11 protein-coding genes are annotated in these 12,888 nt (G+C 60.6%); 5 read left to right on the top strand and 6 right to left on the bottom strand.

What is annotated here, in order from left to right; translation table 11 throughout:
- The first annotated feature begins 154 nt into the window (after positions 1-154).
- Positions 155-1,189, top strand: a complete 1,035-nt coding sequence (gene selD, locus ACW9IR_RS25930; protein WP_102902427.1) for a selenide, water dikinase SelD — start codon at positions 155-157, stop codon at positions 1,187-1,189.
- Complete coding sequence (gene mnmH, locus ACW9IR_RS25925; RefSeq protein ID WP_457465484.1) at positions 1,189-2,292, top strand: tRNA 2-selenouridine(34) synthase MnmH; 1,104 nt, start codon at positions 1,189-1,191, stop codon at positions 2,290-2,292. Before selD ends, mnmH begins: the two co-directional genes overlap by 1 nt.
- Positions 2,293-2,411: 119 nt before the next feature.
- Here mnmH and ACW9IR_RS25920 read toward each other — a convergent pair whose 3' ends face one another.
- On the bottom strand, positions 2,412-3,086 hold the full coding sequence (locus tag ACW9IR_RS25920; RefSeq protein ID WP_095121142.1) for a histidine phosphatase family protein: 675 nt from the start codon (positions 3,084-3,086) through the stop codon (positions 2,412-2,414).
- 283 nt (positions 3,087-3,369) lie between these two features.
- On the opposite strand from ACW9IR_RS25920, the gene ACW9IR_RS25915 reads away from it, so the two are divergent.
- On the top strand, positions 3,370-4,068 hold the full coding sequence (locus ACW9IR_RS25915; RefSeq protein WP_457465482.1) for a glutathione binding-like protein: 699 nt from the start codon (positions 3,370-3,372) through the stop codon (positions 4,066-4,068).
- A gap of 254 nt (positions 4,069-4,322) precedes the next feature.
- Positions 4,323-5,297, top strand: a complete 975-nt coding sequence (gene hemB / locus ACW9IR_RS25910) for a porphobilinogen synthase (protein WP_047300672.1) — start codon at positions 4,323-4,325, stop codon at positions 5,295-5,297.
- A 125-nt stretch (positions 5,298-5,422) separates the two neighbouring features.
- On the opposite strand, the gene ACW9IR_RS25905 is transcribed toward hemB, so the two are convergent.
- Both ACW9IR_RS25905 and ACW9IR_RS25900 read right to left on the bottom strand, forming a co-directional pair.
- Entirely contained in the window at positions 5,423-6,958 is a 1,536-nt protein-coding gene (locus ACW9IR_RS25905; RefSeq protein ID WP_457465480.1) for an FAD-dependent oxidoreductase, read from the bottom strand.
- Positions 6,959-7,466: 508 nt separating this feature from the next.
- Complete coding sequence (locus ACW9IR_RS25900) at positions 7,467-9,671, bottom strand: TonB-dependent receptor (RefSeq protein ID WP_457465478.1); 2,205 nt, start codon at positions 9,669-9,671, stop codon at positions 7,467-7,469.
- A gap of 268 nt (positions 9,672-9,939) precedes the next feature.
- On the opposite strand from ACW9IR_RS25900, the gene ACW9IR_RS25895 reads away from it, so the two are divergent.
- Entirely contained in the window at positions 9,940-11,031 is a 1,092-nt protein-coding gene (locus ACW9IR_RS25895) for a DUF1615 domain-containing protein (protein WP_457465476.1), read from the top strand.
- A 71-nt stretch (positions 11,032-11,102) separates the two neighbouring features.
- Here ACW9IR_RS25895 and ACW9IR_RS25890 read toward each other — a convergent pair whose 3' ends face one another.
- From ACW9IR_RS25890 to ACW9IR_RS25880, 3 genes are all read right to left on the bottom strand, one after another.
- Complete coding sequence (locus ACW9IR_RS25890; protein WP_217868236.1) at positions 11,103-11,426, bottom strand: hypothetical protein; 324 nt, start codon at positions 11,424-11,426, stop codon at positions 11,103-11,105.
- A 133-nt stretch (positions 11,427-11,559) separates the two neighbouring features.
- Positions 11,560-12,252, bottom strand: coding sequence for an anti-sigma factor (locus ACW9IR_RS25885; RefSeq protein ID WP_457465474.1), 693 nt, complete (start codon positions 12,250-12,252; stop codon positions 11,560-11,562).
- On the bottom strand, positions 12,249-12,782 hold the full coding sequence (locus ACW9IR_RS25880) for a sigma-70 family RNA polymerase sigma factor (protein ID WP_457465472.1): 534 nt from the start codon (positions 12,780-12,782) through the stop codon (positions 12,249-12,251). The genes ACW9IR_RS25885 and ACW9IR_RS25880 overlap by 4 nt, the downstream gene beginning before the upstream one ends.
- Positions 12,783-12,888 lie beyond the last annotated feature (106 nt).

Raw genomic sequence — 12,888 nt, 5'->3', positions numbered from 1 at the left:
GTTGATTGCCTTCGCGAGCAGGCTCGCTCCCACAGGGGAGTGCGGTGCAAATGTGGGAGCGAGCCTGCTCGCGAAGGGGGCGCTCGGTCAGTGCAAAAAACTGCTGCCTCGTGCTCTGCTAGAATCCGCCCCATCAACAGCCTGAGACTCCCCCATGAGCGAGCCGATTCGTCTGACCCAATACAGCCACGGCGCCGGTTGCGGCTGCAAGATTTCCCCGCAGGTGCTGGAAGTGATTCTGGCCGGCAGCGGCGCACAGAACCTTGATCCGAAACTGTGGGTCGGCAATGCCTCGCGCGATGACGCGGCGGTGTACGAGATCGATGCCGAGCGCGGAGTGGTCTCGACCACGGACTTTTTCATGCCGATCGTCGACGACCCGTTCGACTTCGGCCGCATCGCCGCGACCAATGCGATCAGTGATATCTATGCGATGGGCGGTGATCCGTTGATGGCCATCGCCATTCTCGGCTGGCCGGTCAATGTGCTGGCGCCGGAAGTGGCGCGCGAAGTGATTCGCGGTGGCCGTGCGGTGTGTGATGCGGCGGGCATTCCGCTGGCGGGTGGGCATTCGATCGACGCGCCAGAGCCGATCTTCGGCCTCGCTGTCACCGGTCTGGTGGAAAAGCGCCACATGAAACGCAATGACACCGCCACCGCCGGTTGCCTGTTGTACCTGACCAAACCGCTGGGCATCGGCATCCTCACCACCGCCGAGAAGAAGGGCAAATTGCGCGCCGCTGACGTTGGCGTGGCCCGCGACTGGATGTGCACCCTGAACAAACCCGGCAGCCGCTTCGGCAAACTCGCCGGCGTCACGGCCATGACCGACGTCACCGGTTTTGGTCTGCTCGGGCATCTGGTGGAAATGGCCGATGGCAGCCAGCTCACCGCACGCATTGCCTACGACCGCGTGCCGCGTCTGGACAGCGTCGAGTATTACCTCGATCAGGGCTGTGTGCCCGGCGGAACGCTGCGCAATTTCGACAGCTATGCGAGCAAGGTCGGCCGCGTGCAGGAGTTGCACAAACGCGTGCTCTGCGATCCGCAAACCAGCGGTGGCCTGTTGATCGCCGTTACCCCCGAAGGCGATGCCGAGTTCCTCGCCGTCGCCGCCGAACTGGGCCTGAACCTTGCGCCAATCGGCGAACTGGTTGAGCGACAGACGAACGCAGTCGAGGTGATTTGATGCTCCGCGACTGCACCGACTACCGTGACATTTTTCTCAATGACCGGCCAATGATGGATGCCCGTGCGCCGGTTGAATTTTCCCACGGTGCGTTCCCCGGCGTGGTCAATCTGCCGCTGATGACCGACCGTGAGCGCGAACAGGTGGGCACCTGTTACAAGCAGCACGGACAGCAAGCCGCGATTGCCTTGGGTGAGCGGCTGGTGTCCGCCGAGGTTCGGGAGCAGCGCATTCAAGGCTGGGTCGAGTTTGCCCGTAACAATCCTGATGGCTATTTGTATTGTTTTCGCGGCGGCCTGCGTTCACAGATCGTCCAGCAATGGATCAAGGACGAGGGCGGCATCGATTACCCGCGTGTCGGCGGCGGTTACAAGGCCATGCGCACATTCCTCCTGGAAACGGTCGATCAGGCTGTTGCCGAGTGCGAACTGGTTCTGCTCGGCGGCATGACCGGCACCGGCAAGACCGAAGTGCTGGTGCAGTTGAGCAATGGCCTGGATCTGGAGGGCCATGCCAATCATCGGGGTTCGAGTTTCGGCAAGCGCGCCACCGGGCAACCGACCAACATCGATTTCGAAAACCGCCTGGCCGTTGACGTGCTGAAAAAACGCGCCGGTGGGATCGGGCAATTTGTTCTGGAGGACGAGAGCCGGGTGGTCGGCAGTTGTGCCTTGCCATTGCCTTTGTACAGGGGCATGCAAGCGGCACCGCTGGTATGGCTGGAGGACAGCCTCGACAATCGGGTCGAGCGAATCCTGCAGGATTATGTGATTGAACTGCATGCCGAATTCGTTGCGATGCATGGTGAGCAGGGCTTTGCGCTGTACGCCGAACGATTGATTTCCAGCCTGAACAATATTCAGCGTCGACTGGGTGGCGAGCGTTATCAACGCATGTATTTGCAGATGGAAGCGGCACTGGCCGAACAGGCGCGCAGCGGTTCGGTCGAGCTGTTCCGTGAGTGGATCGGCGTATTGCTGCGCGATTACTACGACCCGATGTACGTGTTTCAGCGCGAGAAGAAAGGTGGGCGGATCGAGTTCGCCGGGGAGCGTGGGGCGGTGCTTGAGTATTTGCGCGAGCGGGTCAATCAGAAAGTTTGACGTTGTAGCGGCTGGCCTCTTCGCGAGCAGGCTCGCTCCCACATTGGATCTGAGTGAAATACAAATCCCCTGTGGGAGCGAGCTTGCTCGCGAAGGGGCCGGTTCAGGCCATACAAAACTCAGGTCGGACAGGTTTCCTTGCCATGATCCAGGCCCTGCTTGTAGCTGTGGCTCTGCAGGCTGGCCTTGCCGTTGTGCCAGGTCAGGGTCAGTACGTACAGCGAGTCAAAATCGTTGCCCGCCCAGTCCTCGGTGATGTTCTGTTTCTCGCCGACCGCGTTGCCCGCCACCTTGTTGATCAGCTCCGGCAGATAGCCGTGGGACCAGGCGGTGTAGATCGTCGAGTTGTGATACTTGTCTTCCAGCAGTTCGCGGGCCAGGTCACTGGTGTCGTTGGCCGAAAACTCGATATTCACCGGCAGGCCGAGCTTGATCGCGGCGGGGCTGATGGTCATCAACGGGCGAATGTAGCTGTAGGAATTGTCCAGCTCTCCTTCCTCGACATTGCGCGTCGGGTTGGCGGCGAACACGTAATCGGCCTTGCCGAACTTCTCTGGCAGCAGCGTCGACAGGTCGATGGCGCGGTTCAGGCCCTGGCAGTTGAGCTGGCCGAGACCGCCCTCGGGCTTCTCCGCGTGGCGCAGGAACACCAGCGTCTGGGTGCCGTCCGCTGGCTGCGCGCGGCTCTCACTCGACTCAAGCGACAGGAACAGCGCACTGACGGCCAGCAGGGAAGGCAGGGCCACATACGCGCGATGTTTGAAACGTTTGGCGAAACGCATAAGGTTCGTCATCAAATAGAAAGTTCTTCAGCTGATTCAATTAAGGCTGACAAACCTTTACACCGCGGGCTCCCAGCACCGGGTGTTTTCCCTGTCGTGAACAGCTTCCTCTGCGAGAAAGACATAGCTCAGAGTCCTCTGAGGCCCGTTGGTTCGATCCGAGCGAGTGCGTGGCACTCTAACGGCATCTTTCAAGGGCTTGGACGCAGGTTAGCGACAGGATGTTACCGTTCGTGTAGGCGCTGCAGCAGGCCTACATTATGATCAGGCTTTAATTTGTGACTGGATGCTTCCCATGACCGATCTGTCCGCGTTCCCGATCACCCAGAAATGGCCGGCGCAGTACCCAGACTGGATTCAGCTCTATTCCTTGCCCACGCCCAACGGCGTCAAAGTCTCGATCATGCTCGAAGAAATCGGCCTGCCGTACGAGCCACACAAGGTCGCTTTTGACAGCAATGACCAGTTGTCGCCGGAGTTCCTGTCGCTGAACCCAAACAACAAGATCCCGGCGATCCTCGATCCCCATGGTCCCGAAGATAAGCCGCTGCCGCTGTTCGAGTCCGGTGCGATCCTGATTTATCTGGCCGACAAAAGCGGCCAGTTGCTGGCCCAGGAAGGCGCGCTGCGTTACGAAACGATTCAGTGGCTGATGTTCCAGATGGGCGGCATCGGCCCGATGTTCGGCCAGCTCGGGTTCTTCAACAAATTTGCCGGCAAGGACTACGAGGACAAACGTCCGCGTGATCGTTATGTCGATGAAAGCAAACGCCTGCTCAAAGTGCTCGACGGTCGGCTCGAGGGCCGTGACTGGATCATGGGCGAGCGCTATACCATTGCCGATATCGCCACGTTCCCGTGGGTGCGTAATTTGATCGGGTTTTATGAGGCCGGTGATCTGGTGGGCATCAGCAACTTCCCGAACGTTACCCGTGTGCTGGAGCGATTCGTCGCCCGCCCAGCGGTGGTTCGCGGCCTGACCATCCCCTCGTAATCTCAGGGCTGTACACATAACCCTGTGGGAGCGAGCTTGCTCGCGAAGGCGTCGTGTCAGCCAGCATTTCTATTGCTGATACACCGACTTCGCGAGCAAGCTCGCTCCCACAGGGGATTTGTTGTGTCACAGCGATTATTGCACCCCCGGTAATGCACTCTTGATTGATCCAGGTTTGTACCCCAACCCCTGCAAGGCATAAGCTTCGCCCCCTACGACTTTCGTCTCATCTGCCGTTTTCAGGAAAGGCCCCCATGTCCAGTCAGTTCCCCGAAGCACGTCCCCGCCGTCTGCGCCGCAATGCGAGCCTGCGCAGCCTGTTCCAGGAAACCGAATTCAGCCTGAACGATCTGGTCCTGCCGATTTTCGTTGAAGAAGAAATCGACGACTTCGTGCCGATCAAAAGCATGCCCGGTGTGATGCGCATTCCCGAGCGCAAACTGGCCAGCGAAATCGAGCGTTATGCCCGTGCTGGCATCAAGTCGGTGATGACCTTCGGCGTGTCCCACCATCTGGACAGCAACGGCAGTGACACCTGGCGCGAAGAAGGCCTGGTCTCGCGCATGTCGCGCATTGCCAAAGATGCCGTGCCGGAAATGATCGTCATGTCTGACACCTGCTTCTGCGAATACACCGATCACGGCCACTGCGGCGTGATGCACAACCATGAAGTCGACAACGACCAGACCCTGATCAACCTCGGCAAGCAAGCTGTGGCGGCGGCCCGCGCCGGTGCTGACGTGATCGCGCCGTCGGCGGCGATGGACGGTCAGGTGCGAGCGATTCGCCAGGCGCTGGACGCGGCCGGGTTCACGCAGATTCCGATCATGGCCTACTCGACCAAATTTGCTTCGGCACTCTACGGCCCGTTCCGCGAGGCCGGTGGCAGCGCGCTGAAGGGCGATCGCAAAAGCTACCAGATGAACCCGATGAACCGCCGCGAAGCCCTGCGCGAATCGCTGCTCGACGAGCAGGAAGGCGCCGATGCGCTGATGGTCAAACCGGCCGGTGCGTACCTCGACATCATTCGTGATATTCGTGAAGCCTCGAACCTGCCGCTGGCGGCGTATCAGGTCAGCGGCGAGTACGCGATGATCAAGTTCGGCGCACAGGCCGGGGCGATCGATGAGGATCGTGTGGTGCGTGAAAGCCTGGGCGCGATCAAGCGGGCGGGTGCTGATTTGATCTTCACTTACTTTGCGATGGATCTGGCATTGGCCGGTATCTAAGCAACACCGCAAATCCAAATTGTAGGAGTGAGCCTGCTCGCGATAGCGTCTTGTCAGTCAACATTAATGGCGGCTGATACACCGCTATCGCGAGCAGGCTCACTCCTACAGGGGATTGTGGTGTGTCAGGGGCAGTTGAAGTAAGGCCGGATGCCGTGATCGCGGAAATAGCGATCGATCACTTTCGGATCCGCGCTGTTCTCGGCAATCGCCACATACGTATCCGGGCGCAGCAGATAAAAACCGTTACGCCCCAACCCCGCCGTTTCAAACGCCGGGCGCCAGTCGAACACGTGCAGCGGCAAATGATGTTCCTGGCACCAGGCGATCATTTCGTCGCTGGTGTCGCCGTACACATGCACCTGCCAGCACGGCTGTCTGAGCGGTTCGTAGTTATCCCCCTCACCATCATGCGCCCACGGCAAGCGGTCGCCGCCATGCACATGGCCGGCCGCGCCCTGGCTCAGCGGCATGCCGCGATAGTGGAGGGTGACTTGCGACACCGTGCGAAAGAGGAACTCGCGACTGGCCTCGAACGAGGCCATTTTCGGGATCAGAAACGGTGCCACGCGCATGCGCAGCAGATCGGCCATGCGCCCCTCGGCGGTGACGAAACTGAAGACTTTATCGGTGGTCGACACCAGCCTGCGGGCGAAGGCAATGCGTTCGGTTTCGTAGCTGTCGAGCAGGCTTGGTTCGGCGGCGCCGCCAAGCACTGCGGCGAGTTTCCACGCCAGGTTGATCGCGTCACCGATGCCGGTGTTCATGCCCTGACCACCCGCCGGGCTGTGCACGTGCGCGGCATCGCCGAGCAGAAACGCGCGACCACTGCGAAAGTGCTCAGCCACGCGGTGATGCACGCGGTAGGTCGAGAACCAGTGCACGTCTTCGATATGCACTTTCAGGTGTTCGATGGCGCGGCTGCTGACATCGGAAAACTCCAGGGTTTCGGCGCGATCCGCACGTTCATCACGCACAGTGCCGATCAGCCGCGCGCGGCCTTCGCCGGCCAGTGGAAACACGGCGAGAAAGTCCGCTTCATCCAGATCCAGGTGCAGCTCGCCGTTCATTGCCGGGCCGCTGGCCTTGACGTCGGCGACGTAGAAAATCTGCTGATAGGTGCCGCCGGGGAAACCGGTATCAAGGCTTTTGCGCACCACTGAACGGGCGCCATCACATCCCGCCAGATAACAGGCCTGGCAGATTTCCTGTTCACCATCGGCCAGGCGCAAATGCGCGGTGAGGCCGTCGCCGGTTTCCTCGAAACTTTCCAGCATAGTGTCGCGTTCGACCGTGACGCCGTAGTCTTCGAGGCGCTCGATCAGCAGCCGTTCATGTTCATGCTGCGGGAAGATTTCGACGAACGCGTAGGGTGTCAGGCCTTCGCCGATGCGGTTCAGTGGCAATTGCGCGACCGGTTTGCCGTTGACCCAGAAATTCGCCGCAGCCACCCGATGGCCGTTGCGCACGATGGTGTCGGCGAGGTCCAGTTGTCGGTACAGCTCAAGGGTACGCGCCTGTACCGCCAGCGCTCGCGAAGTGGTGCCGGGTGCGGAGGTTTTATCGATGATGCGCACGCGCACGCCAAGTTTGCTCAGCCACAGGGCCAGCACCAGACCGGTGGGGCCGGCGCCGATGATCAGGACGTCGCTACGGTTCATGGGCCTGTCCTCCGTTTGCTGTGGAGCAAGTATGGATCAGAAGGAGAGGGTGGCCAGTTGATCGGCCAGACGGGGATGTCTTGATGGTGTTCGGCTGGGGTGCTGTTGTGTGACGTAAATAGTAGCCCCTCACCCCAGCCCTCTCCCGAGGGAGAGGGAGCCGATTGGTGGGCTTTTCAAGTGTGCGTTCAACTCGGTGGCACACGTCGGCGTAACTCGAAAGAACACCACGTCAGTCCCCTCTCCTTTGAAAGGCGAGGCGGAAAGGGAGCCGATTTGGGTGCCTTTCAGAACCTGAGTACGACTCGGTGACACACGTCGGCGTAACTCGAAAGAAAACCCCGGGCAGTCCCCTCTCCTTTGAAAGGCGAGGGGGAAATGGAGCCGATTTTGGGGCCTTTCGAAACCTGAGTTCGCCGCGATGGCACACGTCGGCGTAACTCGAAAGAACACCGCTATCAGTCCCCTCTCCCTCCGGGAGAGGGCTAGGGTGAGGGGCTTTTCAGCTTTAGAAATCAATAGTCCCGGACAACTTCGCCACCCGCGGCTCACCCTGAGTCAGATAACCACCCTGAGCCGATTCCCAATACTTTTTGTTCGCCAGATTCTCCACGCCCAGACGCACGGTCACGTCCTTCTCCGAGACCTTGAACGCATAACGCGCGCCGGCATCGAAACGGTTCCAGGTCGGCAGGCTGAGGTTGTTCGCCGCGTCAGCGTACTGGCCGCCAGTGCGCAGCATCCGCGCATTCAGCGCTACGCCTTGCAGGCCGGGCACATCCCAGTCGGCGCCGGCGTTGAACTGGAAGGTCGGCACACCGATCGCGCGGTTGCCGTCGTTGGCGCCGTTGAGGGTGTTCTTCAGTTCGGTGTCCATCAGGGTCAGACCGCTGATCAGACGCAGGCCCTGGATCGGCTCGCCGAACACGTTCATTTCCACACCTTTGTTGACCTGCTCGCCTTCACGTACGTAGGTGCAGGTAGTGGCGCTGTCGATTTCGCAGTAACCATCGCTCGGCTGTTCGATGCGATAAACACCCAGGCTGGCGCCGTAAGTGCCCATGTCGACTTTCACCCCGACCTCGGTCTGTTTGGAACGCGCGGGCGCATAGACTTCGTTGCCGTTGGTCACCCGGAAACCGCCGGAACTGGTCGGCGAGGTAGGGCCTTGGGCCAGGCCTTCGATGTGGTTGGCGTAGAACGACACGTGTTCCCATGGTTTGAACACCACGCCGTACACCGGCGTGGTGATCGATTCATCGTAGCTCGACTTGCGATCGCCGCTGCCCCAGCTGGCGTAGTTGTAGCCTTGCACCACCAGTTGCTGGCGACGCAGGCCGGCGGTGACCAACAGGCGATCATCGAAGAAACCGAGGGTGTCGGAAATCGCGATACTGCGGTTGAAGGTCTTGCCGACGATGCCTGGATCATTCAAATCGCCACCGGCAAAGTTGCCGACCGGCGACGGTGTTTGCACCGGGTGATAGATGTTGTTGGCGTATTGGGTCAGGTCGAAATCATAGGCACTGCGCTGTTCGGCCCAGATGCCGGTCAGGCCGAAGTTGAGCTTGTGGCTGACCGCGCCGGTGTTGAATTTGCCGTTGAGGCCGGCCATCACGCTGGTGTTGTCTTCATCGTGGGGGACGAACGAACCGGTGGTAAACGAAGCGCCGCTGTTGCCAACCAAAGTGGTCGAGTTGTAGCGCCCGACTTCACGGGTGTGCTTGGCGCCGCCAGCGGCGTAGGCGGTCCAGTTGTCGTTCAGGTCGTACTCGGCGCGGAGCATGCCGAAGGTGTCTTCGATGTCGGTGTAGCCCCACTTCGGCGCGTAGTTGGTATCGGCCGATGGCGCCTCCGGAATGTGCGTGGCGGTGCCGAGGTTGACCGAGTTGCGGCCACCGTTGACGCGTTCTTTCTGATAGGCGAAGTCGCCGGAGATGCGCAGGGCGTCGCCGCGATAATCGAGGCCAATGGCGAACAGCTTCGAACGCTGGTTTTCGTGATCGATACCGGTGTCGCCTTCGCGCTGCGACAGGTTGATCCGGGCGCCGAAGCGGTTGTCTTCACCGAAACGTTGGCCGATGTCGAAGTGATGACCGATACGACCTTCGCTGTTGATGTCGGTGGTGTATCGACGCAGTGGCACGTCGCCGGCGCGTTTTGGCTGCAGGTTGACGCCACCGCCGATGCCGGAACCGGTCGGGGTCACGCCATTGATAAAGGCGTTCGGGCCTTTGAACACTTCCACGCGTTCCAGCGCATCGGTGGAAATGATCTGCCGTGGCAGCACGCCGTACAGGCCGTTATAGGAAATATCGTCACCGTTCAGCGGCAGGCCGCGAATCATGAAGACCTGCGCCTGGTTGGAGAAACCCGAGGCCTGACGCACCGACGAATCGTTGAGCAGCACATCGGCGACGTTTTCGGCCTGCTGATCCTGAATCAATTGTTCGGTGTAGGAGGCGGCGCTGAACGGCACGTCCATCATGTCCTGGTTGCCCAGCACGCCAAGTTGACCACCGCGGGCGACCTGACCCCCCGCGTAAACCGGGGGCAGAGCGTTGGGCGTCGGGGCCTGGGCGTTGACGTTGACGTCGTCGAGCACCAGCGCTTTGGTATCGCCTTCAGCGGCGTGGGCGGCGACTGTCAGGGAGCACAGCAGGGCGAGAAGCGTCGGGCGAAACGGGACGGCGAGTCGAGCTGGAGCGGGCATGTAGGGACCTGGAGGCACGCGGCCGGTGAGAAGAATAAGGGCGGCGCGGGAACTCCTTGCGCAAATGCGACTCCAGGTGCAAATGATAGATTTTCTCAGTAACGTTTTGCAATCAGTTTGTCATCAGTCTTGGAAAGGTCTATTTCGCGGCACTTGGCGACACAGGGAGATGAGCATCAAGGGAACAGCGCCAAATCAGCGCAGTCCTAGCCTGCGCCACACCATTGAACGTATGGTGAACCCGGCACAACGGACTGGATGAAGTTTCATGCACAACTTTCGATTACCGATCACCCTCGCCGCACTGCTGGTGCTCGCCGGTTGCGCGGGGCAGCGCAGTCAGGAACCGGTGCCGCGTGCGCCTGCCGAAGTGAAGGCCGAGATTGTGCGGCTGATGCCGGCCAAGACGGCCGATCGGCAAGGCTGGGCCACCGACATCTACGCCGCGTTTGCCGCGCAGAACATCAGCCCGACCACGCAGAATCTGTGTTCGGTGCTGGCCGTGGCCGAACAGGAATCCACCTTCCAGGCCGACCCCACGGTGCCCGGCCTGGGCAAAATCGCTCGAGACGAAATTGACCGCCGCGCCGCCAAAGTGCACATCCCCAGCCTGTTGGTCAGCGGTGCTCTGCAAGTGCGCTCAACCAACGGCAAGACCTACAGCGAGCGCCTGAATGCGGCGCGCAGTGAAAAAGAACTGAGTGCAATCTTCGATGATTTCATCGGCAGGGTGCCGATGGGCCGCACGCTGTTCGGCGGCTTCAACCCGGTGCACACCGGCGGGCCGATGCAGGTCAGCATCGAATTTGCCGAACAGCACGCCAAGGATTATCCGTACCCGGTGGACGGCACAATCCGCCGTGAAGTGTTCAGCCGTCGCGGAGGCATGTATTTCGGCATCGCGCATTTGCTCGGCTATCCGGTGAGTTACCGCGAGCCGCTGTATCGGTTTGCTGATTTCAACGCTGGTTGGTACGCCAGTCGCAATGCCGCATTTCAAAACGCGGTCAGCCGCGCTTCGGGCATCCCGCTGGCGCTCGATGGCGACCTGATCCGCTACGACTCGATCATGCCCGGTGGCACCGAACTGGCAGTGCGCACCCTCGGCAAGTCGCTGGGCATGCGCAACCCGACCATTCGCGATCAATTGGAGAAGGGCAAAACCCTGGAGTTCGAAGAGACCAAGCTCTATCAACGGGTATTCGAACTGGCGGAGCAAGCGGAGGGGAAGACGCTGCCGCGCGCGGTGCTGCCGGGGATCGTGCTGCAAAGTCCGAAAATCACTCGCAAGTTGACTACAGCGTGGTTCGCCAAACGGGTGGATGAGCGCTACAAGCGCTGCATGGCCAAGGCCGGATAAAACACACAGACATAAAAAACCCGGCTGACGTGAGCCGGGTTTCTCTGGGTTGTTGCGATGTTCCACTTCATTCAAGCGTTGCGAAGTTCGTTCAAACGATCTGCGCCACCTTCGGCGACAGTGTTGCCTTGCAGACGATCAGAACCATCAGCGGCGACAGTGTTGCCTTGCAGACGATCAGAGCCATCGGCGGCGACAGTGTTGCCTTGCAGACGGTCAGAGCCATCAGCGGCGACGGTGTTGCCTTGCAGACGATCAGAGCCATCAGCGGCGACAGCGTTCTGGTACAGACGATCCGAGCCATCGGCGGCGATCATTGTGTGGGTCGGGGTAGCGGCGAAAGCGTTAACTGCGAAAACCGAGAAAGCGATGCTGAGAAGAGTCTGGCGTTTCATGATGGTGTGCTCCGGGGGTGTTATTGGTTGGTATGGAGCAGATGTTACGCCGCGGATTTTTTATGAGAACTTCATTGCCGTGATGGTGAACATCGACGCCGATGATGGTAGCCAGGACCCGCACGCTAGAGCTTTAAAGTACCTTCACGGCACGCCCGATCGCCTGAATCGGCCCGGTCGGTTTGCCGATTGGCGAGCCGTTGGCGCCCTCCAGTGTCAGCTCGAACAACTGATTTGGTTGCAGTGGCGGCAACTTGTCCAACGGCACCGATAAAGCCTGTCCTGGCTTGACCAGACCCAGCGATACCGGCCCTTGCCAGCCATCAGCCTTGGTCCAGAATTCCAGCGCCTTGTCGGCCGGCACTTCGACCACACCCAGCGGTATCAACTGAATCTCCCGCGAATTGCTCGCCTGAATCACCCAGCCCGGCGCCTTGTCCTGCGGCGCGACCAGCACCACCAGAAAGCTTGGTTTCGGCGTGGTCTGGGTCAGCAGGATCGAACCCAATATCAACGTGGCGGCCAATCCGGCCGCGCTTAACCCGCGCCATAGCGGCAGCAGGTTCCACCATGAAGTTGCGGCTGCTTCCCGCGTCAGACGCCCGACACTGTGCTCAATGCGCGGCCACAACTGCGCCGAAGGTTGTTGCGGTTCGGCCAGATCCGTCAGCTCCAGCAGGCGCCGTTCCCAGGCATCCACCGCGGCACGCAGTTCGGGTTCATTCGGCAAGCGCCGTTGTACTTCGATCCGCTGTTCGGCAGGCAATGTGCCGAGCACATATTCGCCGGCCAGTTCATCGCGTTCCTGTGCCGATTCGCTGGTCATCCCATGCACTCCCGCAAGGCGTTGAGGCTGCGTTTGATCCACGCTTTGACCGTGCCCAGCGGCGTGTCGAGGCGCGCGGCAATCTGCGCGTGGCTGTAGCCATCGATGTAGGCGTGGAGGATGCAGTGGCGGCGTTGCGGCTCCAGTTGTTCCAGGCAACGGTGGATGCGCGCCGAATGAGCGTGGGCGTCGAAGTCGTCATCATCCGCAGCCACTTCGTGAGCTTCGTCGAATGGCGTTTCCCGGCCGTGATCACGCAGCAGATTCAGCGCCAGATGCCGGGTCACGCTGTACATCCAGCCACGCGCCGAACCGCGCGCCGGGTCAAACCCCGCCGCACCGTTCCAGATCTTGATAAACGCCTCATGGACAACGTCCTCCGCCAGCGCCGTGTCGCGCACCAGCCGCTTGGCCACGCCGAGCAGACGCGGGCCTTCCTGCACATACAAATCGCGCAGGGCCGACCGCTCGCCACGGGCACAGGCAGCGAGACGGGCTTCGTAATCGAAAACGGATTCGGCTAAAGGCATGTCGTGCAATCTAGCTCACATTCCGCAAACATCCAGAACACATAATTGCCCTTGTAGGAGTGAGCCTGCTCGCGATAGCGGTGTGTCAGTGACGCATATGTTGGCT

The sequence above is a fragment of the Pseudomonas sp. SDT291_1_S447 genome (genome assembly GCF_054070155.1).
The sequence above is the reverse complement of the archived record's forward strand: the minus strand, read 5'-3'. Positions and strand labels throughout refer to the sequence as shown.

Bases quoted from the DNA above. Each gene is read 5' to 3' on its own strand.
- ACW9IR_RS25915 (WP_457465482.1), top strand. From the start codon at position 3,370: ATGACCGATCTGTCCGCGTTCCCGATCACCCAGAAATGGCCGGCGCAG.
- ACW9IR_RS25900 (WP_457465478.1), bottom strand. From the start codon at position 9,671: ATGCCCGCTCCAGCTCGACTCGCCGTCCCGTTTCGCCCGACGCTTCTC.
- ACW9IR_RS25905 (WP_457465480.1), bottom strand. From the start codon at position 6,958: ATGAACCGTAGCGACGTCCTGATCATCGGCGCCGGCCCCACCGGTCTG.
- ACW9IR_RS25895 (WP_457465476.1), top strand. From the start codon at position 9,940: ATGCACAACTTTCGATTACCGATCACCCTCGCCGCACTGCTGGTGCTC.
- selD (WP_102902427.1), top strand. From the start codon at position 155: ATGAGCGAGCCGATTCGTCTGACCCAATACAGCCACGGCGCCGGTTGC.
- mnmH (WP_457465484.1), top strand. From the start codon at position 1,189: ATGCTCCGCGACTGCACCGACTACCGTGACATTTTTCTCAATGACCGG.
- ACW9IR_RS25885 (WP_457465474.1), bottom strand. From the start codon at position 12,252: ATGACCAGCGAATCGGCACAGGAACGCGATGAACTGGCCGGCGAATAT.
- ACW9IR_RS25920 (WP_095121142.1), bottom strand. From the start codon at position 3,086: ATGACGAACCTTATGCGTTTCGCCAAACGTTTCAAACATCGCGCGTAT.
- hemB (WP_047300672.1), top strand. From the start codon at position 4,323: ATGTCCAGTCAGTTCCCCGAAGCACGTCCCCGCCGTCTGCGCCGCAAT.
- ACW9IR_RS25880 (WP_457465472.1), bottom strand. From the start codon at position 12,782: ATGCCTTTAGCCGAATCCGTTTTCGATTACGAAGCCCGTCTCGCTGCC.
- ACW9IR_RS25890 (WP_217868236.1), bottom strand. From the start codon at position 11,426: ATGAAACGCCAGACTCTTCTCAGCATCGCTTTCTCGGTTTTCGCAGTT.